Genomic DNA, 22720 nt, shown 5'->3' with positions numbered 1-22720 from the left:
TTAAGTGAAGTAACGGAAATAATCATGAGTCAACCCATTGTATTAAGCGGCTGCCAGCCATCTGGACAACTCTCTATTGGTAACTATATTGGCGCTCTGCGTCAGTGGGTGCGCATGCAAGATACCCATGATTGCCGTTTTATGTTGGTTGATCTCCACGCCATTACCGTGCGCCAAGAACCAGAAAAATTACGCGAAGCAACGCTAGATGGCTTAGCGCTGTACATGGCATGCGGCCTTGATCCAGAGAAAAGCACTATCTTCGTACAGTCACATGTACCTGAGCATGCGCAGCTGGCCTGGATTTTGAACTGCTACACGCAAATGGGCGAGTTAAACCGTATGACGCAGTTTAAGGACAAGTCAGACCGTCATGCGCACAACATCAATGCTGGGCTATTTACCTATCCAGCTCTCATGGCCGCCGATATCTTGCTGTATCAAGCGAACCAAGTTCCTGTCGGTAACGATCAGAAGCAACACCTTGAGCTGGCAAGGGATGTGGCTACGCGTTTTAATAATATTTATGGTGATGTCTTTACCATCCCTGACCCGTTTATTCCTGAGGTCGGCGCACGGGTAATGAGCCTTCAAGATCCATTGAAAAAAATGTCGAAGTCGGATGACAATCCAAACAACTTTATTGGCCTGCTTGAAGAGCCGAAGAAAATCACCAAGAAACTAAAGCGTGCGGTGACGGACTCCGACGAGCAAGCACGCATCTATTTTGATGTAGAAGAAAAGCCTGGTGTCTCTAATCTCTTGTCGATTTTATCTGCTGCGACCGGCACGCCGATTGCCGATTTAGTGCCGGCCTATGAAGACAAAATGTATGGTCATTTGAAAACCGATACTGCCGAAGCAGTGGTAGCCATGCTTGAACCGATTCAACAGCGTTATCATGACTATCGCAACAACATGGACTTCCTCAATGAAGTCATGGCGAAGGGCGCTAATCAAGCTAGCGCGCATGCAGCGGAAACGTTACGTAAAGTTTATGACGTCATTGGCTTCGTCCCTCGTCCTGAATAGCACGCCTCTTTAGGTTCGTGAGCCGTGCTATGTTTTTAATGATCGATAACTATGACTCATTCACCCACAATGTTGTGCGTTACATGCGCGAGCTCGGGTGTACGGTTAAAGTTGCGCGAAACGATGAAATCACTCTGGCAGAAATACATGAACTGCAATTATCCGGCATCATTTTGTCGCCCGGCCCATGCACACCCAATGACGCCGGCATAACCTTGGCGGCTATTCGCGAATTTGCGGGTTTGGTGCCCTTGTTAGGTGTATGTTTGGGGCACCAAGCGATCGGTCAGGCATTCGGAGCTCAGGTCGTGCGCGCTCAACAAATCATGCACGGCAAAACGTCAACTATACGACATAACAACAGTGGCTTGATGCAGGGCCTGCCGGAAAGCTTCAAAGTAGCGCGCTATCACTCCTTAGTTCTAGCGCCCGAAAGTTTACCTGACGCCTTGATTGTTGATGCGTGGACGTCCGAGCAGCCCGAGGAGATCATGGCAATTCACCACCGTGACCTGCCGATTTGGGGGGTGCAATATCATCCTGAAGCCATCGAAACAGAATATGGTCATCAGGTTTTGCAAAACTTTGTGCAATTTTGCGGCGATTTCCAGCGTTAACTATTCATTGATCCTCGTACCCTATGCATAGTTATGCAGCATCCCCGCAAGCTTAACGCAACAAGCTGAAACGCCTGTTTTTTCTGCTCTGTAGCCACGACAAACGAGTTAATTTCTGCCATAATACGGCCACTCAAATCCCCGTATATGAATCCGAATGAGAGGAATTTATGGCAGAACACATGAAAGTTACCCGTGCTACCTTCGATGACGTAATGGTACCCAACTACAACCCAGCGAAAATGATCCCTGTGAAAGGTGAAGGTTCTCGTGTTTGGGACCAAGAAGGCAAAGAGTACATCGACTTTGCTGGTGGTATCGCCGTTAACTGTCTGGGTCATTGCCATCCAGCGATGGTGAACGCTTTGACCGAGCAAGGCAACAAACTGTGGCACTTGAGTAATGTGTTCACCAACGAGCCTGCTATCCGTCTAGCGAAAAAGCTTACCGATGCCACCTTTGCAGATCGCGTTTATTTCGCCAACTCAGGCGCCGAAGCCAACGAAGCTGCGCTGAAGCTGGCGCGTCGCTGGGCATTGGATAAGCATGGTGCCGAAAAGAACCAAATTATTGCCTTTACCAAAGGCTTCCACGGCCGTACTTTCTTCACCGTGACCGTTGGCGGACAGCCAGCTTACTCAGATGGTTTCGGACCTAAACCTGGTGCCATTGAGCACGTTGATTACAACGACTTGGCAGCGTTAGAAGCACAGATGTCAGAAAAAACCTGTGCGGTAATGATGGAACCTCTGCAAGGTGAAGGCGGCGTAATTAGTCCTGATGCAGAATTTGTAAAAGGCGTGCGCGAGCTTTGCGATAAGTACAACGCACTGTTGATTTTTGATGAAGTACAAACAGGCTTCGGCCGTACTGGCAGCCTATATGCTTATCAACAGTTAGGCGTGACTCCTGATATCTTAGCTTCAGCGAAGTCGCTAGGCGGTGGCTTCCCAATCGGCGCCATGCTAACGACTGCGGCCATTGCTGAACATCTTAAACCTGGCACGCATGGTAGTACCTATGGTGGTAACCCGTTGGCTTGTGCAGTCGCCGAAGCGGTTTTTGATGTGGTGCACACTGACGAAGTGTTGGCAGGCGTGAAAGCACGGGAAGAGCTTTTCAAAAGCAAATTAAATGAAATCAACGAGCGTTACGGTATTTTCCAAGATATCCGTGGTAAAGGCTTGTTGTTAGGCGCTGAATTGACAGAAGAATATGCCGGTAAGGCTCGTGACTTCCTCAATGCTGGCGCCGATGAAGGCGTGATGGTCTTGGTTGCGGGGCCAAACGTGGTGCGTTTCACGCCATCATTGATTATTCCTGAAGCGGACGTGTTAGAAGGTTTAGCGCGTTTTGAAAAAGCGATCGCGAAGATCGTCGGTTAAGTCCGCGGAGCCTTTATGTTAGTGGTACGTCCGATAACGCCGCAGGACTATGCGGCGCTCTACACCTGCGCAGTGGAGTCAGGCTACGGCTTTACTTCATTGCCAGTCGATGAAGGCTTGTTGAAACGCCGTATTGCGCGTGCACAAGAAGCCTTTGCTCGCGAGCACGTAAGTGAACCGGGTGAAGAAGGCTATTTGTTCGTCATGGAAGATACGGAGACGGGCGAAGTGGTTGGCTGCAGCGGTATTGAAGCTGCGGTCGGGTTAACTGAAGCTTTCTATCACTATCACTTGGGAAAGGTTGTTCATCACTCGAAAAGTCTCGATGTCTACAACGCACTCGAAACATTAACGCTGTGTAACGATTACACCGGTGTGAGTGAGTTGTGCACCTTGTTTTTGCGTGAGCCATTTCGAAAGAACCAAAATGGCCGCGTGCTCTCGCGTTTTCGTATGTTGTTTATGGCTGAGTTCCGCGAACGTTTCAGTCAATTTGCGATTGCAGAAATGCGCGGCGTGTCGAACGAAAATGGCGAGTCACCGTTTTGGAGTTGGCTTGAAAAGCACTTTTTCAACATGGACTTTAACCAAGCTGACTATCTTACGGGGATTGGTGAAAAGGCCTTTGTTGCTGAACTGATGCCAACCTTTCCACTCTATGTGAAGATGTTAGAGCCAGAAGCGCAGGCAGTGATTGGTAAGGTCCATGAAAATACGCGTCCAGCCCTGCGGATGCTTGAAAATGAAGGTTTTCGCTTCCGTGGTTACGTCGATATTTTTGATGCCGGTCCTACCGTTGAAGTTGAAGTTGCCAACATCAAGAGTGTGCGTGAGAGCCGCCGCATGAAGGTGCGCATTGATACGGTAGATAGTGCAAAGGCGACACGTTACATTGTCTGTAATACACGGGTGAGTGATTTCCGCGCCGCTCAAGCACGCGTCGAACTCGTCGACGATACCATTATTATGAGCCCTGAGACTGCCCAAGCCTTGCGCTTGAGCGAGGGCGATGCAGCGCGTTGCGTTGCACTCTAGTCATACAAGGAGCATAAGATGTCAGAACAGAATCTCTATATTGGTGGCCAATGGGTCGCTGGTGAAGGTGACGAATTTAAGTCGATTGATCCTGCCCGTAACGAAGAGGTCTGGAAAGGTCGCTGTGCGACGGAAGCACAAGTCGAAGCAGCCATCATGGCTGCGCGAGAAGCCTTTGTTGATTGGGCCGATCGTGAATTTGAAGAGCGCTTGGCAATTTGTAAAAAGTTCGCGGAGTTGCTGGAAGAAAACAAACAAGAATTCGCCAAGATCATTGCCGAAGAAACCGGTAAGCCGGTGTGGGAAACCTTAACCGAAGTGGGTGCCATGATCGGGAAAGTGGCGATATCTGAGCGCGCTTACCACGAACGCACGGGTACCGTTGAAAACCCAATGCCTGCTGGTAAAGCGTTTATTCGTCATAAGCCGCATGGTGTGGTCGCTGTTTACGGCCCTTACAACTTCCCTGGACACCTACCAAACGGTCACATTGTGCCTTCGTTATTGGCGGGTAACACAGTTGTGTTCAAACCAAGTGAAATGACGCCAAAAGTAGCTGAATTCACCGTGAAACTGTGGGAAAAAGCAGGCTTGCCGAAGGGCGCTATTAACCTTGTACAAGGTTTAGTAGAAACCGGCAAAGCACTTTCTGCACATCCACAAATTGATGGCTTGTTCTTCACTGGTTCTTCGACCACTGGACATTTATTGCACAAACAATTCGCCGGTCGCCCAGACAAAATCTTGGCACTGGAAATGGGTGGTAACAATCCATTGATCGTCAAAGATGTGAAAGATATCGATGGTGCTGTGCATGACATCGTGCAGTCGGCGTTTATTACCTCAGGTCAGCGCTGCACCTGTGCGCGCCGCTTGTTCATCGAGCGCAGCGAAAATGGCGATGCGATTCTTGAGCGCTTACTCGAAGTTACCAAGCAAATCGAAGTGGGTGACTACGAAGCAGATCCTCAGCCGTTCATGGGCGCAATGATTTCTGCGAAGGCTGCAAACGATATGGTCAAGGCGCAAAATGACTTGGCTGAAGCCGGTGCTAACGTATTGCTGCGTATGCAGCAGAAAGACCACAACTTAGGCTTTGTTACACCTGGTATTTTGGACGTCACCAATGTCGAAAAAATGCCTGACATCGAGCACTTCGGGCCGCTTTTGAAAGTGTATCGTTACACTGATTTCGATGCTGCTATCAAAGAAGCTAACAATACTAGTTTCGGCCTTTCGGCAGGTATTCTTTGTGACGAAGAAAGTACCTATCGCTACTTCTTCAAGCGTATCCGTGCCGGCATCGTGAACTGGAATAAGCCAATCACGGGCGCAAGTAGTGCTGCTCCATTTGGTGGCATCGGTGCTAGCGGTAACCATCGTGCGAGCGCTTACTATGCAGCAGACTACTGCGCATATCCTGTTGCTTCAGTAGAAGCAGAGCAGGTCACGATGCCAGAGAAAACCGCACCGGGCTTACACTTTAATAAGAGTGAGGGCTAACTGATGGCCGCAGCAATGCAAGCAAATGTTCAGTGGCAGAAGGACTTGGTTTTTACTGCTACGACTGGCTCAGGACAAACCGTCCACATGGATGGCAACAAGACTGAGGCAGCATCACCGATGGAGCTGGTGCTTGCAGCTGCGGGTGGCTGTTCTTCGGTCGATGTAGTTAGTATTTTGGAAAAAGCTCGTCAAGAAGTCACGGCCTGTCGTTGTGAAGTTCACGGTGAACGCGCCGATGCGGTACCAGCCGTGTTTACCAAGATTCATCTGCACTTTGTAGTAACTGGCCGTGACGTTGCCGAGAAGCATGTTGAGCGTGCGGTACAGTTGTCTGCTGAGAAATATTGCTCAGTCGCGAAGATGCTCGAGGCTTCGGTTACCTTGACGCATAGCTTTAGTATCGAACAAGCTGATTAAACTGCACGATGAATTATCGCCACAGCTATCATGCCGGTAACTTCGCCGACGTTATGAAACACGCCCTGCAATGGGCGTGTTTGTCGTATTTACAGCAGAAAGACAAACCTTTTTGGTTGCTTGATACCCATGCAGGTATCGGCATGTATGACTTGCTGGGCGAGCAAGCCAGCAAAACCGGTGAGTGGCAAGCGGGTATAGCTAAGGTGTTAGCAGCCCCTAACCCACCGGACGAGCTCGCGGGATATCTTGCAGCAGTAAGACAGCTCAATCCAGACCAAGCGTTGCGTTGGTACCTAGGCTCACCCTATCTCGCGGCATTGCAGTTGCGCGCGCAAGATGCGCTGACGTTATGTGAATTGCACCCTGCAGATGCACAAGAACTCAGCGAGAATGTCGCCAATGACTTTCCGCACAATGGGACGATACACGTTGAAGCTGGCCGTAATGGTTATGCAGCGCTAAAAGCATTAACACCACCCCCGATAAAGCGCGGCATGGTGTTGATTGACCCGCCATTTGAGCAACGCGACGAATTTGCTCAAGTAGTGCAAGCGCTGCACGAAGGAACGAAGCGTTGGGCGAATGGCAGCTATGTGGTGTGGTACCCGATAAAAGACCCAGTAGCGGTGAGTGAGTTTCAGCAGCGAGTTGCCGACCTGACTACGGTGAGTAAAGTGTATTGCACCGATATGCTCGTGCGCACTGCGCAAGACCCAAGCAAAATGAATGGCTGCGGGATGTTGTTTGTGAATCCACCTTATGGGGTGGTGCAGCAAATGGCGACCATTATGGACTTTATTACGCCATTGTTAGCTCAGGACCAAGGGGCCGAATGGCAGGGCAGTTGGCTGCTCGAGGGTTAGCTTTTCAGCCAGCCAGGTTTGCCGCCGTGCTGCTTGGCAAACATCATTTCTTCAATGAGCGGCGCTAGAATCAACTCCATCGCAAAAACCATTTTGCCGCCCGGCACAACCAAGGTGTTCATGCGCGACATAAACGAACCGTCGATCATCTGCAGGTAATATGGGAAGTTGACGTTGCGCATACCGCGAAAGCGAATGACCACAAAGCTCTCGTCCAGTGATGGAATATCTTTGGCGCTAAAAGGGTTGGACGTATCTACCGTTGGGACGCGCTGAAAGTTAATATGCGTTCGCGAAAACTGTGGCACGATATGGTGGATGTAATCTTCCATACTGCGCACAATACTCTGTGTCACGGCTTCGCGGCTGTGTCCACGCTCGGCCGTATCGCGCAGAAGCTTTTGAATCCACTCCAAGTTAACGATGGGTACCATGCCGATAAGCAAATCGACATACTTCGCTACATCGTACTCGGTGGTTTTCACGCCACCATGCAACCCCTCGTAGAACAACAGATCGGTATCGTCCTGCAGCGCTTCCCAAGGAGTAAAAGTGCCAGGCATCTGATGGTAAGGCACGGCATCGTCGAAGCTATGCAGGTAACGGCGGACCTCACCATTGCCGCAGTCCCCATATTCTCGGAAGAGTGCTTCGAGGCGATCAAAATCATTGGCCTCAGGCCCGAAATAACTGATGTGTCGGCCCTGCTCTTGTGCTTTACGAATAGCGACATCCATTTCCGGGCGTGAATAACGATGAAAGCTGTCGCCTTCAACGCACGCTGCATTGATATGCTGAGAGCGGAAAATATGGCGTAAGGCCTGACTGGTGGTGGTAGTACCCGCACCGGAAGAGCCTGTAACCGCAATGATTGGATGTTTGACCGACATAGTGACTCCGTAAAAGTAGAATGATTGTTATACGGGGTCAGGCGACTGGGGTCAAGTTAGCCTATATATGCACACTATGGCGAAGCAATTAATAATGCGGCGGGACTTCGTCGGCTGGGTCGTTCCCTTGCTGGTCATCGTTACGTTCTTGTAATTGCTGGAGTCGTTGGCCCAAGAGTTTCATCTTTTGTTCCAAGCGCTGCAGTTGGTCAGATTGTTGGATCACCAGCTGATTGAGTGTCTCGATAGTATCATCTTGAAATGCCAAGCGACTCTCAAGGTCAGCAAGTTGTGTGAGTATTGTGTCAGAGTGTTGCTCAGGCATAGGCAAAGGCCCCTGTTTATGTGTAGTATAGGAATGCAACGCATTAGACCTTGTTAATAGCAAGAATTCAATCTTGGAGTAGAAAGGAATGAGTTATTTAAAGAAAACCTTTGCGGTCAGCCTTGTCGCTCTCGCAATTACTGGGTGTACACAAGAGAAGCAAGAAGCGTATCCGGTAAGTGAGCAAGCTCCGACCGAAGAGCAAGCGAAAATGGCTTACGCATTAGGTGCATCAGTTGGGACTTTTGTCGGTAATAATCTCGACGAGCAAGACAAAATGGAAATGGTGCTTGACCGTAACTTGGTCATTGCTGGTTTTGTTGACTCGCTGAAAGACAAGTCAAAGCTGACTGAAGAAGAAACGGAGCAACTGCTGACAGCAATGCAGCAGCAGTATACCGAAACCAAAACTGCAACTTTGGGTGCTGAATCTCAAGCTGAAGGCGACGCTTATCGCGCTGAAAACGAGAAGAAAGAAGGCGTCATGGTCACTGAGTCTGGCTTGCAATATGAGATCCTGACTGAAGGTGAAGACGGCGGTAAACAGCCTGCAGCCGACGATATTGTTGAAGTTCATTACGAAGGTACCTTGGTTGACGGTACGGTATTCGACAGCTCAATTGAGCGTGGTGAACCAGCAGTATTCCCGCTGAATCGTGTGATTCCAGGTTGGACTGAAGGCGTTCAATTAATGAGTGTTGGTGACAAGTACCGCTTTGTGATTCCGCCTGAATTGGCTTACGGTGATCGTGAAGTAGGTGGTGGTACGATTCCGCCGAAATCGACGCTTATCTTTGAAGTTGAGTTGATTGACGTAAAAGATAAACCAGAAGCACCAAAAGCAGACGTTGAAGTTGAAGCTGAAGGTGAGGGCGGCGCGTAAGTCGACCTGAATTAGCATAGCAAAACGCCGCTCATTTGAGCGGCGTTTTTTGTTTTAAAGTATTCAGTTTAGAGTAAACGGTGTTGCTCCAGCGCATGCAGCAAACGGTCTTCGAAACCCATCCGCAATTCTAAGGCCTCGCCCAGAGAAGAAAGATCCTGGTCAAAGCCATTGAGGTGATTATCGTCATCCAAATCGCCGTAACTATCGTTAAAGTCTAAGGCGATTTCAGTGGTATCGCTGATCAGGGGGAAGACTTCCTCGGCAAGTTCTTGGGTTGCCTGCGGCGCATCTTGGCAGTTCGAAATGATTTGTTCGTAGATCTCAAAGTGGCCGGCTGACACATAATCCATGAGTAAGCCACAAAAACTGCGAATATCTGGTAGTGCCGGGAGGGCATGGTTATCGCGCTCATAAGGCGGCAACCCAGCGAGTTTAAAATACTCAATCAATAGGGCTTGGCGTTCATGTAACCAAGTATCGACTGCTTTATGGGCACCACCCCAGCGTTGTTTGGCTTCCTGTTGTCGCTTTAGCATGGTTTACTCCCAGTTTTTATGCTTACCGTCAATCTACCGATGATGTTAAGCTTACGTCAATAGTTTTTACTTTACCGATAAATGGCTGTTATGACAAAACCTTATCAACGCCCCTCAGCAGATGAACCGGCTTGGTGGTTTATTTGTTCAGCAGGCGAACTCACATTAGATGACAAAGACTTACCTCCGCATGGGCGTCTGCAAGACCTGCCTATGCCCGAGCTCGATGACTATCAAGTGGTATGGCTCGGCGAGTTGCGTGAACGCAGTTGTTACCTCGTCGTTGCCGATCTGAATGATGATGCTTTTAGTGCGTTAGGTGAATTCAAGTCTCTGCGCCCGTTGGTCGCTGCCAACGATGAAGAAATGTTCATGATGGCGTCGCGAGCTAAACAAGTGACCGAGTTTCTAACTACACATCGTTACTGTGGCCGTTGTGGTACCCGCATGCAGGCAGTTGACTGGGAACTAGCGATGCAATGCAACGCTTGTCAGCATCGTTGCTACCCGCGGATTTCGCCGTGCATTATTGTAGCTATTCGTAAAGGTGACAAGATATTACTGGCGCGCGGCGAGCGGCATCGTCCAGGCCTCTACTCGGTGCTGGCGGGCTTTGTGGAAGCCGGAGAAAGCTTAGAGCAAACACTCGCGCGCGAAGTGATGGAAGAAGCTGGGATTGAAGTGAAAAATCTACAGTATGTTTGTAGTCAACCCTGGCCATTCCCCAATTCGCTGATGATGGGTTTCACTGCAGAGTGGGCTGCTGGCGACTTGCACTTCGACCCGTTCGAGCTCGAAGACGGCGCTTGGTATAGCTTTGCAGAGCTGCCAGATATTCCATTACCCGGCACTATCGCAAATAAGTTGATCCAAGCCGTAAAAGCGCAAATAGATCGAGAATCCTCTGCGTGAGGCTGGTAGAATACGGCCTTTATTTTATGAGTCGCACCGCAAGATAGGTAACCTAACGCTATGAGCACTTTGCAAAACGATCTGTATTTACGCGCCCTGTTACGTGAGCCAACTGAACGCACGCCTATTTGGATGATGCGTCAAGCAGGTCGCTATTTACCAGAGTATCGTGAAGTACGGAAGCAAGCGGGCGACTTCATGGCACTTTGTAAGAATGCGGAACTGGCCTGCGAGGTAACCCTCCAGCCGCTCCGTCGTTTTCCGTTGGACGCTGCGATTCTGTTTTCAGATATCTTAACCATCCCCGATGCCATGGGCTTAGGTTTGTACTTTGAAGCTGGCGAGGGCCCTAAGTTTGAACGCCCTGTGCGTGACTTAGCGGCGATTAGTAAACTCGGCGTGCCAGATCCTGAGCAAGAGCTTGGTTATGTGATGAATGCGGTGCGCACGATTCGTCGTGAACTTAATGGAAAAGTACCGCTTATTGGCTTTTCTGGGAGCCCGTGGACCTTAGCAACCTACATGGTGGAAGGTGGCAGTACTAAGAACTTCAGCCAAGTCAAAAAGTTGATGTTCGCTGAACCACAAGCCATGCATATGTTACTCGATAAGTTGGCCCAGTCGGTCACCAGTTACCTGAACGCGCAAATCGCGGCAGGTGCACAAGCGGTGATGATTTTTGATACCTGGGGTGGCGTGCTGAGTCCTCGAGACTATCGCGAATTCTCGTTGCGTTACATGCAGCAAATTGTTCAAGGCTTAACGCGAGAGGCGGACGGTCGCCGCGTGCCAGTCACCCTGTTTACCAAAAACGGCGGTGCTTGGTTACCTGAGATGGCGGCAACGGGTGCCGATGCTCTCGGTGTCGATTGGACGACCGACTTGGGTACAGCGCGTGCATTGGTGCAGGATAAAGTTGCACTGCAGGGCAATATGGACCCAAGTATGTTGTATGCATCTCCTGCACGCATCGAAGAAGAGGTAGCAACCATTTTGGCCAGTTATGGGCAAGGACACGGCCATGTGTTCAACCTCGGTCACGGTATCCATCCGGAAGTCGATCCAGACCATGCCGCTGCATTTATTGAAGCAGTACATAAGCTTAGCCCTGCCTATCATCGCTGATTTGCGATAGACCTCTGGTATTCGGCGGTAAGCGGAGCTGCCGCCGATGATCTGCACGTTACAATAACGCCATACTCTACAAAGAGCGTTGTTTGCTATTTGCTGTTCGCTATTTGTTTTAAACCAACAGCAAACAGCTAGCAGCAAAGAGCGCTTTTTCCTGAAGCATTCGCACCTCGAGGAGTTGTTGGCGGTGGCAAAACTTTTTAATCCCATTTCATTGGTGGTTCTTTTATTGGTCGCAGCTGCGGCTTATTTCAGCTTTATTCACGAACCTAAGGTTGAAGAACAGCGACAGCAACAGGCCGTTCCGGTCAAGGTGACCGAAGCCGCGGTGCAACCCTTTCGCGATATTATCGAAGCGTTAGGCACCGCGCAGGCCAATGAGTCTGTGGTTATTACTGCACAAACCCAAGATAAAGTGATTGCCGTGCATTTTAATGATGGTCAAACCGTGCAAGCGGGAGACCTATTAGTCGAGCTAGATGCGCGTGAAGAGTTGGCGCGCGTGCAAGAACTGAAGTTTCGCTTAGCGGAAGCCAATCGTCAGTACCAACGCTTACAGGATCTGCGGAAGCAAAACGCGGCATCAGCACAGCAAGTTGAAACTCAAGACGTGATCGTAAAAGAAATCGTGGCGCAGCTCGAGGTGGCGGAAGCACAACTGGCACAGAAGCAAATCTCTGCGCCTTTTGATGGCCGTCTAGGTATTCGCCAAATAAGTGTCGGCTCGTTGGTTAGCCCAGGCCAACAAATTACTACGCTTGACGATATTACGCCGATTAAACTTGATTTCAGTGTCCCAGAGCTATTTTTTGCAAGTCTTGCGGTAGGTCAGCAAGTAACCGCGCGCAGCGGCGCTTATCCAGACCGCGACTTCACTGGTACGATTCGCAGTATCGATTCACGTGTGGATCCGCTTACCCGCTCCATCATGGTGCGCGCCGAGGTTCCCAACAACGAAGGCCTTCTGCGCCCTGGTATGTTGTTGCGCGTGCAACTCTTGCGCAGTGTTGATTCGGTGCTGCAATTGCCTGAACGCGCCGTTGTTCCGCTCGATACTCGGCATTTTGTTTATGTCGTTGGCGACGATAATATTGCCAAGGAACGCCAAATCACGATTGGCCGCCGTAAGCCTGGCATCGTTGAGGTGATTTCCGGAATTGAACCGGGTGAACGCGTTGTCTCTGACGGCTTAGTTCGCATGCGCGATGGAATCGCTGTCACCATCAAGGAGGACTAACGATGTTACTCTCTGATGTTTCAGTCAAGCGCCCGGTTTTTGCCACGGTCGTTAATATCCTCCTTATTGTGTTTGGTATCGTCTGTTTTACCATGCTGCCGTTGCGTGAGTATCCAGACATCGATCCGCCGGTGGTCTCTATTGATACGAGTTACCCGGGCGCGTCAGCAGAAATCGTTGAAACGCAAATTACGCAGCTGATCGAAGACCGTATCAGCGGCATCGAAGGGATTAAAAATATCAGTTCGAGCAGTCGCAATGGACGCTCGCGGATCACCATCGAATTTACCCTGAATCGCGACGTAGATGCGGCGGCGAACGATGTCCGCGACCGTGTGTCGCGAGTGGTGGATAACCTTCCAGAACAAGTCGACCCGCCAGAAGTATCCAAAGCCAATTCTGACGAATCAACGGTTGTTTGGTACAACCTTCGCAGTGAAAACCTAAGTATTCTTGAGCTTACCGACTATGCCGACCGCTATATCGTTGAACGCTTGTCAGTGGTGGACGGTGTTGCGCGCGTGAACTTAGGTGGTGAACGTCGTTATGCAATGCGTATTTGGTTAGACCGCGAGGCGATGGCAGCGCGAGGCATTACCGTCAGCGACATTGAAAGTCGTTTGCGCGCGGAGAACGTCGAGCTGCCGGCCGGCGAGGTCGAGTCGGTTGACCGCGAGTTTAGTGTGCGTGTCGCACGAACCTATTTGACGCCAGAACAGTTTAACCTACTGACGATCACGCGCGGTGATAGTGGCCAATTAGTGCGACTTGGTGAGGTTGCGCGGATTGAGATGGGCTCGGAGGATGATAAAACCGAGTTCCGCGGCAATGGCATCAACATGATCGGTATTGGCGTGATTAAACAATCCAAAGCCAATACACTCGAAGTTGTCGAAAACGTCCGTCGTGAAATCGATAACATTGCCAAGACCCTACCGGAGTCGATGGTGATGGTCCCCAGCTACGATTCCTCGATTTTCATTAAAGGCTCCATCGACGAGGTTTATAACACCCTTGGTATTGCGATGGGCCTAGTGGTGGTGGTGATTTACCTGTTCTTAGGTAATGTTCGTGCCACGCTGATACCAGCGCTGACGGTTCCAGTAGCTATTATCGCCTCGTATATTGCGCTCTTTGCCATGGGCTTCTCGGTGAACCTGTTAACACTACTTGCGCTGGTGTTAGCGATTGGTTTGGTGGTGGACGACTCTATTGTTGTGTTGGAGAACATCTATCGGCGCGTAGAGTCCGGTGAGCCACCATTGCTCGCTGCCTATCGAGGTGCGCGAGAAGTCGGCTTTGCCGTTGTAGCGACCACCTTAGTTTTGATTTCAGTGTTCGTACCGCTTGCATTCTTAGAAGGAAACATCGGCCAGCTGTTTACCGAATTCGCCTTAGCTATCGCGGCAGCGGTGCTTTGTTCAAGTATTGCAGCACTGACCTTATCGCCAATGTTGAGCTCAAAAATCCTGCGTCGCCGCGAGCGCACGAGTCGCTTCGGTAAGGCCGTAGATGGCTTCTTCAATTGGGTTGAGAGCGGTTATGCGCGCGTGCTTAATCGCACTTTGGCTTATCCGTGGTTAGCGATTGTGCTGGTGGTGTTTGCGAGTGTCGTTTCCTACAACATGTTGAAGCTCGTTCCGCAAGAGTTTGTTCCACCGGAAGACCGCGGTACCTTCTTCGTGATGGTGCGCAGTGCGGAGGGTGCTAGCTTTGAGTCCAACGCCGAACATATGCGTGAGATTGAAGCGCTATTATTACCCTACTTGGACGAAGGAAAAATCGACCGCTTGTTGGTCCGCTCACCGGGTTGGGGCAATTCGGCCGGTATTGCGATTGTTGGTGCGGTCCCATTTGAAGAGCGTGACTGGAGCACTTTCGAGTTGATGGATGACGTCAGCCAAAAGCTCAATCAGGTCGCAGGTGTTCGCGGTTTTGCCTTTATGCGTAGCGGCATCTCTGGCGGCAATGGTCGCCCAGTGCAGTTCGTTTTGCAGGGCAATACCTACGAGCAACTGGCTGCTTACCGTGACATCGTGATTGAAGAGGCGGCGAAAAATCCAAACTTACTCGAACTGGACAGTGATTTTAAACAAACACTACCGCAGTTGCTGATTAAAATTGATCAAACCAGAGCGGCTGACCTAGGGGTCTCAGTGGGTGACATTGGGCGCACATTGGAGACCATGCTAGGCGAGCGACGGGTGACCACTTATCTCGACCGTGGCGAAGAGTATGACGTAATTCTCGAAGGCGAGCGCTCAGACTACCGTGATCCGTCAGCGATCGATCAAATATACGTTCGTTCGGATGCGACAGGGCAGCTGATCCCGCTATCAAACTTAGTGACGGTAGAAGAGCGGGCCACCTCTGGCGAACTGAATCGCTACAACCGTATGCGCAGTATTACCATTGAAGCCAACTTAGCTGAGGGTTATTCCCTAGGGGATGCGCTGGCGTATCTTGAAAACATTGTGCAGGAGAAATTACCTGACGATGTATCGATTGACTACAAAGGTGAATCGCAACTTTATCAAGAAAGCGGCAGCTCGGTCATTTTTGTATTTGTTCTTGCCTTGGTCGTTGCTTACCTTGTATTAGCTGCACAGTTTGAAAGCTTTATTCACCCCTTGGTGATTATGCTGATGGTGCCAGTAGCGATTCTTGGCGCTGCCGTGGGCCTTTACTTCACCGATCTGACGCTTAATATCTATAGCCAGATTGGTATTGTTATGCTCATCGGCTTGGCGGCGAAGAACGGTATCTTGATTGTCGAATTCGCCAACCAGCTGCGTGATGCGGGTTATGGTTTCGATGAAGCCGTAGTACGTGCATCGCAACAACGCCTGCGGCCGATTGTTATGACTGCGTTTACCACGTTGATGAGTGCCGTGCCGCTTATTCTAGGCAGTGGTCCAGGAGCCGAGAGCCGTATGGTCATTGGTACGGTGATCTTCTGTGGTGTCGCTTTATCGGCTTTCTTGACCATCTTTGTCATTCCTGCGCTGTATTCGGTGTTGGCGCGCAAGACGACTTCGCCAATGGCGTTAACCCACGAATTAACCGAGCTTGAGCAGCGCTATCCACACCATAAAGGTGAGATAAACGGCTAGTGCTTTAATCAATATGCCATGTTTCGCCGGCTTGCATGGGCAAGCCTGCGATAACATTACGCGCTGCGAGTGGATGATTGGTAAAGATGCCGTCAACGCCGAGTGCATGTAGATCGCGCATATCTTCGGGCTCATCTACGGTGAAGACAAACACCTGCAAGCCACGGTCGTGGGCGTCTGCGACAAACTCTGCGGTGACAAAGTCGACGTCAATATGCACCGACCACGCGTGCAATTGTGAGGCAAAGGCAGCGTAATCCAGTGGGCAAGATGTGGTGAGTGCGCCAATACGTTGCTCTGGATGATCTTCTTTGAGTTGGCGAAGCCAGTGGTGATTGAAGCTTGAAACGACCAGTTGCTCTGCTTGGAAGTTGCTGTATTGCACCGCATGGCGTAAGTGCCGAGTTAAGCCTCGCTTAATATCGGCGCCCTTAAGTTCGATATTCACCAGACAACGTCCAGCGATAAATTCGAGTGCCTCGGTCAGGGTAGGAACGGGCTGTTGGCCGAAGACCTTCAGTTTGCGCACTTGCTCAAGGGTTAAGTCTTGTAAACGACCTGGGTGCGCTGTGAGACGTGCCAAATAACGGTCATGAAAGACAATCCATTCGTCTTGTAACGGATAAACGTCTAACTCGATACCGTCAGCACCGGCATCAAGAGCGCGGCCAAAGGCGGTCAGGGTATTCTCTGGCGCCTCAAAGCTAGCTCCGCGGTGCGCGAGGACTAACATAGCTTAGTCGTCGCGCTCGCCAAGGATGTCGCCCATGCGCGTGACACTGCCTGCCTCGAGGTCATCAGCGAAGTCAATGACATCTTCAGGGAAAGTTAATACCACGGTCGAACCGAGCTTGAAGTGACCCATTTCTTCGCCTTTGCTTAACCGAATCGCTTGGTCGCCACTGGCAGGGTATTCCCAACTGTGTACATGCTTTCCGGTTGGCGGAGTGACCGTACCGGCCCACACCGTGCCGATGCTAGCAACAATGGTCGCGCCCACTAAAACCATTGCGAACTTACCGAACTCGCCGTCAAAAATAGCGACCACTCGTTCGTTACGAGCGAACAGATTCGGCACATTTGCCGCAGTTAGTGGGTTGACTGAGAACAAGTCACCTGGCACATAGACCATTTTGCGCAACACGCCGTCACAAGGCATGTGAATACGGTGATAATCCTTTGGCGCTAAATAAATGGTGGCGAATTTACCGTTTTTAAAAGCATGGGCGTCACGAGGGTCGCCACCGAGCAATTCAGTCAGGCTATAGTCGTGCCCTTTCGCCTGAAAAATGCGGCCATCTTCAATCGCACCGAGTTGGCTTACAGCACCATCAACGGGCTGAGCAAACTGCTCCGCTGTCGCTTTCAATGGGCGCAGCTCGGGCTTTAGATGACGAGTAAAAAAGTCATTAAAGGTCTTGTAGGCTTTTGGACTCTCATGCACGGCTTCGCTCATATCAATTTTATAGGTGCGAATAAACCAGCGGATAAAGAGTTGTGTAAACCAACCAGCACGCGCGGCAGCTAGCTTACCTACTAAGCGCGATAACGCATGCTTTGGCGTCATGTATTGCGCTTTAATTTTTACGTCGTCCCAACTCACTTTTTACTACCTCGTGGTATTGCTCGTGATGGCTTGGTACTTGCCATCGATTCGATAATCTTGTGGAAATTGTACAACCGAAGCGGGTGTAATTCACCTGTTTCCGCTGCTTCTTGCAATGCACAACCGGGATCTTGCGGCTGGTGTTTACAATCGCGAAATTTGCAGCGCCCTAAAAACGGACGGAAGTCGATAAAACACCAAGCAACGCGACTCTCGTCAAGGTGCCACAAAGCGAACTCGCGAATACCGGGGGAGTCAATCAGAAATCCCCCTTGGGGCAAGGCATAGCGCGTCGCCACAGTCGTGGTGTGCTGACCCAACCCCGAGTTAGTGGAGATAGCTCCTACATCGGCGTCGATTTCAGGCAATAATGCATTCACTAAGGACGATTTGCCAACGCCCGATTGGCCTACCACGATTGACACTCGATCTTGCAAAAGTGTCTGAATGGTATCGAGGCCACCTTGAGTTTTGGCGCTAACGCGGACTACTTGATAACCAATCGCTTCATACATTTGCAATGCTTGCTCGATCTCAGCTTGCAGTTCTGTGGTTTGTTCTGGCAACAAATCAGCTTTATTGAGAACAATGATTGGGGTGATATCGATGTCTTCGCAGGCGACTAAATAGCGGTCGATGATCTGTGACGAGAATGCTGGCAGTACACTCGAAATAATAAAAATCTGGTCAATATTGGCCGCAACGGGCTTAAGACCATCGTAATAATCGGGGCGACTTAGCAATGACTTGCGCTCTTGCACCGCTTCGATGACACCCTGCTCACCTGTCTCGGCCTGGCTACCAGCTTGAGCGCTAAAGCGCCGCCATACGACTTCATCACCACAGACTAAACTCTCAATACTACGGCGAATATGGCAACGGAATTGCTCAGCATTGCCTTCAGCGGCAACAATGGCGTGTTGACCAAAACGGCTGACAATGACGCCTGGCTCGGCAGTGCCTAAGCTGGCATCATCGAGCTCCTGGGTGAGCTCAACTTGTTGCAGACGCTTTTGCTGATTGGCGCGCATGCGTCGCAGTTGGCCTTTATTTAATTTCCGGTGTTTTCCCACAAGGCTCCTGTCTTGCTTGCGACTTATAACATGTCGTGATCATACAATATTCTTGCCGATAACGCCTGAACTGTTGTGTAAAATCGTATTCTTTCGCACAATAGGTGCCGTATTTCTTCGTTATTAGGAAAGTTCATGGCCGCAACAGCAGACCGTTTAATTTGGATTGACCTCGAAATGACAGGACTCGTTCCTGAAGAAGATGTCATCATCGAAATCGCTACCATTGTTACCGATCAGCAACTGCGCGTGCTTGCGGAAGGCCCAGTGATCGCCGTGCATCAGAGTAATGACACGCTGGCCAAAATGGACGACTGGAATACCCGCACCCACACCGCGTCTGGCTTGGTCGAGCGGGTCCAACAAAGCCGCTATGACAGTGCTGCGGCCGAGCAAATCACCTTAGACTTCCTGCAGCAATGGTGTACACCAGGTAGTTCACCGATGTGTGGTAACAGCATTTGCCAAGACCGGCGTTTTTTGGCCCGTTACATGCCAAAACTCGAGGCGTTCTTTCACTACCGTAACCTTGATGTAAGTACCGTCAAACAACTCGCCAAATACTGGGCCCCTGAAGTCGCAGCAGGTGTTAAAAAGCAAGGAAGTCATACAGCCCTTGCCGATATTCGTGAGTCAATCGACGAATTAGAGCACTATCGTGCACACTTTTTCGACATTCAGTCGCAATAAGCTGAAAAAGCGGTTGCAAAGCCTGCTGAATTCAGTAAAATTCGCCTCCGTTATCGCAATTGCATAGCTATTGCGACTAACCTGAAGTGACGCGGGAATAGCTCAGCTGGTAGAGCACAACCTTGCCAAGGTTGGGGTCGCGAGTTCGAATCTCGTTTCCCGCTCCAAACTTCACTTCAAGCACCATCCTATATGCGGGAATAGCTCAGCTGGTAGAGCACAACCTTGCCAAGGTTGGGGTCGCGAGTTCGAATCTCGTTTCCCGCTCCAAATTTTAGAATCCCTCAAGCTTATCAACAATGCTCGCTACGCCGTGGCGGATTGGATCTACGCAGGGTAGACCGAATTCACTTTCAACTTTTCGACAGTAGGTTTTCGCTTCTTCGTCACTCACTGCTGACGTATTTACCGCAATACCAACGACCTTGGCATTAGGGTTGGTTACGCGTGCCATTTGTTCGTTTAAGGCAATGGTTTCGGCTAAAGACGGCAACGGACGATTATCAATGGCGCGCATGCTAGTGCGGCCTAAAGCGTGGCAGACCACCAATGCATCAGCTTGCGCACCGTGCAGTAAGCCTAGACTGACACCGGCAAAGGCGGGATGAAAGAGTGACCCCTGACCTTCGATAATATCCCAGTGCTCTGCTGCATTGGCAGGCGCAAGTTCTTCAATGGCACCAGCAATGAAATCAGCCACGACACAATCCACTGCGATGCCTTCGCCGGCAACCAGAATACCGCTTTGTCCAGTTGCCCGGAAAGTGACAGACATGCCGCGTTGCTGCATCTCACGGGTAAGGCTCAGGCTGGTATACATCTTACCGACTGAGCAGTCAGTACCGACGGTCAGTAGACGCTTACCGTCACGGCGGTAGCCTTTGCCAGTTTTCAGGCGCTTCGTTGGGTGGCGAATATCAAGCAGGCGCACGTTTTTACGCTGCGCTGCGGCGACCAGCTCTTCATAAGCATTCAAGCGGTCATGTAAGCCACTGATAATATCAAGGCCTGCCTCGATGGCTTCGTGAATCATCGGTAGCCATTGGTCGTCGAGATGACCGCCACTATTAGCAAAACCAAGAACTAAACTCTTTGCCCCCGCAGCAATCCCTTCGGCAATGGTCATGGCAGGTAGACCGGTGCTCACGGTGCAACCTGGTGAACGAACCTCGCCAAGGCACTTTTCTGGACTCCAATCCGCCGCACTTTTGGCCATCTTAATGCTGAGCGGATCAGTGGCGTGACCGATGAAAAGTAAGTAAGGGGTTTTGAGTTCTAACATGCTGCGCTCCAGTCAAATAGCTTGCTGACTAGATTAATGAAATAGCCTAGTTTGACGAATGAAAGCTTGTCGTATAGGTATAACCTTTAGTTATGCCTTTTCAGCGATGCACGCGCGCACGACCTGCAAGAATTGTTGGGAAAGCTTGCTGAGCGGTCGGCTGGTAAGATGTAGGGCACGCACAGGCACCTCTAACGTTGGCTCTATTCGTGCCACGCCGAGCGCCGGATCTGGATTGCCCTGCGCGGTTAGGTCATCGAGTGGGCATACACCAAGCCCTTTCGCCACGAGTCGCGCAGCGACGTAGTAGGTGTCTACTTGTACCTGACTTTGCGGGTGAATGCCAAGACCCTGTAGTTGTTGCCAAAGTAACTGACCCACGGGCCCACTATCACCGATCCCAATCAACGGATGCTGCGCAATTTCAGCAAGTGCCACGGTACCGGGTTGGTGCGCGAGCAGGGCGCGTGGGTAGACCAACACGATTGAGGTTTCTGCAATATCATGCGCGACCACGCCAGGATAATTTGGCGCTGCGAATAACAGCGCGAATTCGCATTGGCGCTCAACCAAGGCCTGCATCGCCTCATCGTTGTGAATCGTTTGCACGCGAAAACCAACGTTGGGGTAACGGTCATTGAAACGCGCGATCGCTTGCGGAATTACATCAAAACCAAGTGCTGGAGTAATCGCAACATCGATCATCCCTTCGTCATGGCGTTGTAGGTTGTCGGCTAAGGTTTTAACGCTGTGCAGTTGCCGATACAGGTGCTCAATTTCTGGGAACAACGCCTGCGCCTCGGCCGTAGGAATGAGTTTATTTTTATCGCGGGTAAAGAGTGCAAAGCCGAGTTGCTGCTCCGCGTGGGCGAGGCTTTTCGATACCGCTGGCTGCGAAATATGCAAGATTTGGGCTGCTTGAGTGACCGAGCCCGTGGTATAAATGGCATGGAAAACTTCGATGTGACGTAAACGCATCGGTAACCTTAATGGGTAAACACTACAGTGCAGACGATGACCTTAGATAAGCTCTATTCTTGCACTCCATTGCCATTGCGACAAGTACTAAACCGACGAGGATAACTTTGCTTTATATCGCCCATGGATTTGTCATAGAACAGCTTGCCAAGACGTTGACGCAGTGGTTAACGGCCGCTGAGCGCACACAGGCGCAAAGCTATACCAGTCAAGCTCGGCAAGTGCAGTACCAAGTCGGCCGTGGGCTCTTGCGGTGGTTAGTTTGCCGAGTGAATGATGTAGCGCCGGATGCGGTGGTAATCAGTCGCCAGAGTAATGGGGCTCCGTGTCTAACTATTGCGAACGTAGAGGTTGCCTGCTCGATTAGTCACAAAACCGATGCGGTCATGGTTGCGTTCGGTGATGTTGAAGCTTTGGGGGTTGATATTGAACTGATGCAGCCCCGCAAACGCCAAGCGGAGCTCGTCAACGAGTTCAGTGACGGCTTTATGCAGCATGTTAAGGTTGAAGATTTAAAGACGTTTTATCAGCGTTGGACGTTGGCTGAAGCAGTGACAAAGGCACAACAGGGAAAGCTATTAGCGACGCTACGCGAAGCTTTTGGAAGCTATGCAGAAAGTGGTTTGTTTCATACTGAACAGCAACACATGTTGTGTTGTTACAGCGTATCGCCAACGGCAGCACAGTGGTGGCGAGTGACCACCACTGCAACACAAACATTAGCGTCAGAGCTAGTCCTCGAAACGAACTAAGTCAGCTTTGAGTGCGGCGCCTGCAATAAACGTACCTGCACCGCATTGATACTCGGTGCTACTGGCGAATTCATTGTGGTCGTAATTAGATTTGATGTTCGCTACAGCGTCATAACCACCTTTTTGTGCGGCATCTTGCAATACTTTCAGCGCTGATAACATCACCCAACGACACGCTTCTTCGTCGCTCTTATTGAAGGCGTTAGTTTTGCGGCTGGTGGTAACCTCTTTACTTGATTTTACTGCCGGGTGAGGCTGCCCAGCGAAGAAAATTGGCACGTCCAATAGCGCTTTTTTAGCGTCTTCAGAAGCAAGTAATTCATCCAACGGCAAAGTTAGAATATCTTCGCGAGCCTGCGCCGGTTGGATAAATACAATAGTTATAAGCAGTGCAAAAACGAGCTTGAGCTTCATATGAATTCCTTTTAATTTTTTTAGTTCCAAAAAGACA

The 22720-nt window shown here is 50.4% G+C and carries 23 protein-coding genes and 2 tRNA genes; 16 read left to right on the top strand and 9 right to left on the bottom strand.

Annotated elements, in window-relative coordinates:
• Positions 1 to 24: 24 nt before the first annotated feature.
• From trpS to CWE21_RS06185, 7 genes are all read left to right on the top strand, one after another.
• Complete coding sequence (gene trpS, locus CWE21_RS06215; protein ID WP_126833587.1) at positions 25 to 1032, top strand: tryptophan--tRNA ligase; 1008 nt, start codon at positions 25 to 27, stop codon at positions 1030 to 1032.
• Positions 1033 to 1061: 29 nt separating this feature from the next.
• Positions 1062 to 1649 carry an anthranilate synthase component II gene (locus CWE21_RS06210; RefSeq protein ID WP_126833586.1) on the top strand — a complete coding sequence of 196 codons (588 nt, stop codon included), beginning with the start codon at positions 1062 to 1064 and terminating at the stop codon, positions 1647 to 1649.
• A gap of 182 nt (positions 1650 to 1831) precedes the next feature.
• Positions 1832 to 3034, top strand: coding sequence for an aspartate aminotransferase family protein (locus tag CWE21_RS06205; protein WP_126833746.1), 1203 nt, complete (start codon positions 1832 to 1834; stop codon positions 3032 to 3034).
• 15 nt (positions 3035 to 3049) lie between these two features.
• Positions 3050 to 4069, top strand: a complete 1020-nt coding sequence (astA, locus tag CWE21_RS06200; RefSeq protein ID WP_126833585.1) for an arginine N-succinyltransferase — start codon at positions 3050 to 3052, stop codon at positions 4067 to 4069.
• Positions 4070 to 4087: 18 nt separating this feature from the next.
• Positions 4088 to 5572, top strand: coding sequence for a succinylglutamate-semialdehyde dehydrogenase (gene astD, locus CWE21_RS06195; protein ID WP_126833584.1), 1485 nt, complete (start codon positions 4088 to 4090; stop codon positions 5570 to 5572).
• Between the two features lie 15 nt (positions 5573 to 5587).
• The gene (locus CWE21_RS06190) at positions 5588 to 5992 is read left to right on the top strand and encodes an OsmC family protein (RefSeq protein WP_126833745.1); all 405 of its coding nucleotides are present in this window, start codon (positions 5588 to 5590) and stop codon (positions 5990 to 5992) included.
• Between the two features lie 8 nt (positions 5993 to 6000).
• Complete coding sequence (locus CWE21_RS06185) at positions 6001 to 6858, top strand: 23S rRNA (adenine(2030)-N(6))-methyltransferase RlmJ (RefSeq protein WP_126833583.1); 858 nt, start codon at positions 6001 to 6003, stop codon at positions 6856 to 6858.
• On the opposite strand, the gene CWE21_RS06180 is transcribed toward CWE21_RS06185, so the two are convergent.
• Both CWE21_RS06180 and CWE21_RS06175 read right to left on the bottom strand, forming a co-directional pair.
• Positions 6855 to 7748 carry a phosphoribulokinase gene (locus tag CWE21_RS06180; protein ID WP_126833582.1) on the bottom strand — a complete coding sequence of 298 codons (894 nt, stop codon included), beginning with the start codon at positions 7746 to 7748 and terminating at the stop codon, positions 6855 to 6857. The two genes, CWE21_RS06185 and CWE21_RS06180, sit on opposite strands and share 4 nt — an antisense overlap.
• 88 nt (positions 7749 to 7836) lie before the next feature.
• On the bottom strand, positions 7837 to 8073 hold the full coding sequence (locus CWE21_RS06175) for a SlyX family protein (protein ID WP_126833581.1): 237 nt from the start codon (positions 8071 to 8073) through the stop codon (positions 7837 to 7839).
• Positions 8074 to 8161: 88 nt separating this feature from the next.
• Between CWE21_RS06175 and fkpA the strand changes: the two genes are divergently transcribed.
• Entirely contained in the window at positions 8162 to 8956 is a 795-nt protein-coding gene (gene fkpA / locus CWE21_RS06170) for an FKBP-type peptidyl-prolyl cis-trans isomerase (RefSeq protein WP_126833580.1), read from the top strand.
• A 68-nt stretch (positions 8957 to 9024) separates the two neighbouring features.
• Here fkpA and rsd read toward each other — a convergent pair whose 3' ends face one another.
• Positions 9025 to 9495, bottom strand: coding sequence for a sigma D regulator (rsd, locus tag CWE21_RS06165; protein ID WP_126833579.1), 471 nt, complete (start codon positions 9493 to 9495; stop codon positions 9025 to 9027).
• Between the two features lie 90 nt (positions 9496 to 9585).
• On the opposite strand from rsd, the gene nudC reads away from it, so the two are divergent.
• The 4 genes from nudC to CWE21_RS06145 all read left to right on the top strand — a co-directional run bounded on the left by nudC (position 9586) and on the right by CWE21_RS06145 (position 15888).
• On the top strand, positions 9586 to 10407 hold the full coding sequence (nudC, locus tag CWE21_RS06160) for an NAD(+) diphosphatase (RefSeq protein ID WP_126833578.1): 822 nt from the start codon (positions 9586 to 9588) through the stop codon (positions 10405 to 10407).
• 60 nt (positions 10408 to 10467) lie between these two features.
• Positions 10468 to 11532, top strand: a complete 1065-nt coding sequence (gene hemE / locus CWE21_RS06155) for a uroporphyrinogen decarboxylase (protein ID WP_126833577.1) — start codon at positions 10468 to 10470, stop codon at positions 11530 to 11532.
• 193 nt (positions 11533 to 11725) lie between these two features.
• Positions 11726 to 12775, top strand: a complete 1050-nt coding sequence (locus CWE21_RS06150; RefSeq protein WP_241970231.1) for an efflux RND transporter periplasmic adaptor subunit — start codon at positions 11726 to 11728, stop codon at positions 12773 to 12775.
• Between the two features lie 2 nt (positions 12776 to 12777).
• Entirely contained in the window at positions 12778 to 15888 is a 3111-nt protein-coding gene (locus tag CWE21_RS06145) for an efflux RND transporter permease subunit (RefSeq protein ID WP_126833575.1), read from the top strand.
• A 4-nt stretch (positions 15889 to 15892) separates the two neighbouring features.
• Here the strand turns inward: CWE21_RS06145 and CWE21_RS06140 are convergent, their stop codons facing one another.
• Genes CWE21_RS06140 through rsgA form a run of 3 tightly spaced genes read right to left on the bottom strand, consistent with a single transcriptional unit; the run spans position 15893 to position 18567 of the window.
• The gene (locus tag CWE21_RS06140) at positions 15893 to 16621 is read right to left on the bottom strand and encodes a glycerophosphodiester phosphodiesterase (RefSeq protein ID WP_126833574.1); all 729 of its coding nucleotides are present in this window, start codon (positions 16619 to 16621) and stop codon (positions 15893 to 15895) included.
• Positions 16622 to 16624: 3 nt separating this feature from the next.
• Entirely contained in the window at positions 16625 to 17455 is an 831-nt protein-coding gene (gene asd, locus CWE21_RS06135) for an archaetidylserine decarboxylase (RefSeq protein WP_126833744.1), read from the bottom strand.
• 32 nt (positions 17456 to 17487) lie between these two features.
• On the bottom strand, positions 17488 to 18567 hold the full coding sequence (gene rsgA / locus CWE21_RS06130) for a small ribosomal subunit biogenesis GTPase RsgA (protein WP_126833573.1): 1080 nt from the start codon (positions 18565 to 18567) through the stop codon (positions 17488 to 17490).
• A 135-nt stretch (positions 18568 to 18702) separates the two neighbouring features.
• On the opposite strand from rsgA, the gene orn reads away from it, so the two are divergent.
• From orn to CWE21_RS06115, 3 genes are all read left to right on the top strand, one after another.
• Positions 18703 to 19257 carry an oligoribonuclease gene (gene orn, locus CWE21_RS06125; protein WP_126833572.1) on the top strand — a complete coding sequence of 185 codons (555 nt, stop codon included), beginning with the start codon at positions 18703 to 18705 and terminating at the stop codon, positions 19255 to 19257.
• A gap of 91 nt (positions 19258 to 19348) precedes the next feature.
• Positions 19349 to 19424: transfer RNA gene (locus tag CWE21_RS06120), tRNA-Gly, on the top strand.
• Between the two features lie 27 nt (positions 19425 to 19451).
• Positions 19452 to 19527 (top strand) — tRNA-Gly (locus CWE21_RS06115).
• Between the two features lie 4 nt (positions 19528 to 19531).
• Here CWE21_RS06115 and dgcN read toward each other — a convergent pair.
• Positions 19532 to 20539 (bottom strand): N-acetyltransferase DgcN, encoded by a 1008-nt coding sequence (dgcN, locus tag CWE21_RS06110; protein WP_126833571.1) that lies wholly within the window; start codon positions 20537 to 20539, stop codon positions 19532 to 19534.
• Positions 20540 to 20629: 90 nt separating this feature from the next.
• Positions 20630 to 21517 carry a LysR family transcriptional regulator gene (locus CWE21_RS06105; protein WP_126833570.1) on the bottom strand — a complete coding sequence of 296 codons (888 nt, stop codon included), beginning with the start codon at positions 21515 to 21517 and terminating at the stop codon, positions 20630 to 20632.
• Between the two features lie 107 nt (positions 21518 to 21624).
• On the opposite strand from CWE21_RS06105, the gene CWE21_RS06100 reads away from it, so the two are divergent.
• Positions 21625 to 22269: a 4'-phosphopantetheinyl transferase family protein gene (locus CWE21_RS06100; RefSeq protein WP_126833569.1), complete on the top strand. Its 645-nt coding sequence runs from the start codon at positions 21625 to 21627 to the stop codon at positions 22267 to 22269.
• Here the strand turns inward: CWE21_RS06100 and CWE21_RS06095 are convergent.
• Positions 22249 to 22683, bottom strand: a complete 435-nt coding sequence (locus CWE21_RS06095) for an excinuclease ABC subunit A (RefSeq protein ID WP_126833568.1) — start codon at positions 22681 to 22683, stop codon at positions 22249 to 22251. The genes CWE21_RS06100 and CWE21_RS06095 overlap by 21 nt on opposite strands.
• Between the last annotated feature and the right edge of the window lie 37 nt (positions 22684 to 22720).

The sequence above is a fragment of the Pseudidiomarina aquimaris genome, from assembly GCF_003987395.1.
Taxonomy (GTDB): domain Bacteria; phylum Pseudomonadota; class Gammaproteobacteria; order Enterobacterales; family Alteromonadaceae; genus Pseudidiomarina; species Pseudidiomarina aquimaris.
Note: the sequence above shows the minus strand (reverse complement) of the source record. Positions and strands in the feature narration are given on the sequence as shown.

Bases quoted from the DNA above. Each gene is read 5' to 3' on its own strand.
- trpS (WP_126833587.1), top strand. From the start codon at position 25: ATGAGTCAACCCATTGTATTAAGCGGCTGCCAGCCATCTGGACAACTC.
- CWE21_RS06210 (WP_126833586.1), top strand. From the start codon at position 1,062: ATGTTTTTAATGATCGATAACTATGACTCATTCACCCACAATGTTGTG.
- CWE21_RS06205 (WP_126833746.1), top strand. From the start codon at position 1,832: ATGAAAGTTACCCGTGCTACCTTCGATGACGTAATGGTACCCAACTAC.
- astA (WP_126833585.1), top strand. From the start codon at position 3,050: ATGTTAGTGGTACGTCCGATAACGCCGCAGGACTATGCGGCGCTCTAC.
- astD (WP_126833584.1), top strand. From the start codon at position 4,088: ATGTCAGAACAGAATCTCTATATTGGTGGCCAATGGGTCGCTGGTGAA.
- CWE21_RS06190 (WP_126833745.1), top strand. From the start codon at position 5,588: ATGCAAGCAAATGTTCAGTGGCAGAAGGACTTGGTTTTTACTGCTACG.
- CWE21_RS06185 (WP_126833583.1), top strand. From the start codon at position 6,001: ATGAATTATCGCCACAGCTATCATGCCGGTAACTTCGCCGACGTTATG.
- CWE21_RS06180 (WP_126833582.1), bottom strand. From the start codon at position 7,748: ATGTCGGTCAAACATCCAATCATTGCGGTTACAGGCTCTTCCGGTGCG.
- CWE21_RS06175 (WP_126833581.1), bottom strand. From the start codon at position 8,073: ATGCCTGAGCAACACTCTGACACAATACTCACACAACTTGCTGACCTT.
- fkpA (WP_126833580.1), top strand. From the start codon at position 8,162: ATGAGTTATTTAAAGAAAACCTTTGCGGTCAGCCTTGTCGCTCTCGCA.
- rsd (WP_126833579.1), bottom strand. From the start codon at position 9,495: ATGCTAAAGCGACAACAGGAAGCCAAACAACGCTGGGGTGGTGCCCAT.
- nudC (WP_126833578.1), top strand. From the start codon at position 9,586: ATGACAAAACCTTATCAACGCCCCTCAGCAGATGAACCGGCTTGGTGG.
- hemE (WP_126833577.1), top strand. From the start codon at position 10,468: ATGAGCACTTTGCAAAACGATCTGTATTTACGCGCCCTGTTACGTGAG.
- CWE21_RS06145 (WP_126833575.1), top strand. From the start codon at position 12,778: ATGTTACTCTCTGATGTTTCAGTCAAGCGCCCGGTTTTTGCCACGGTC.
- CWE21_RS06140 (WP_126833574.1), bottom strand. From the start codon at position 16,621: ATGTTAGTCCTCGCGCACCGCGGAGCTAGCTTTGAGGCGCCAGAGAAT.
- asd (WP_126833744.1), bottom strand. From the start codon at position 17,455: ATGACGCCAAAGCATGCGTTATCGCGCTTAGTAGGTAAGCTAGCTGCC.
- orn (WP_126833572.1), top strand. From the start codon at position 18,703: ATGGCCGCAACAGCAGACCGTTTAATTTGGATTGACCTCGAAATGACA.
- dgcN (WP_126833571.1), bottom strand. From the start codon at position 20,539: ATGTTAGAACTCAAAACCCCTTACTTACTTTTCATCGGTCACGCCACT.
- CWE21_RS06105 (WP_126833570.1), bottom strand. From the start codon at position 21,517: ATGCGTTTACGTCACATCGAAGTTTTCCATGCCATTTATACCACGGGC.
- CWE21_RS06095 (WP_126833568.1), bottom strand. From the start codon at position 22,683: ATGAAGCTCAAGCTCGTTTTTGCACTGCTTATAACTATTGTATTTATC.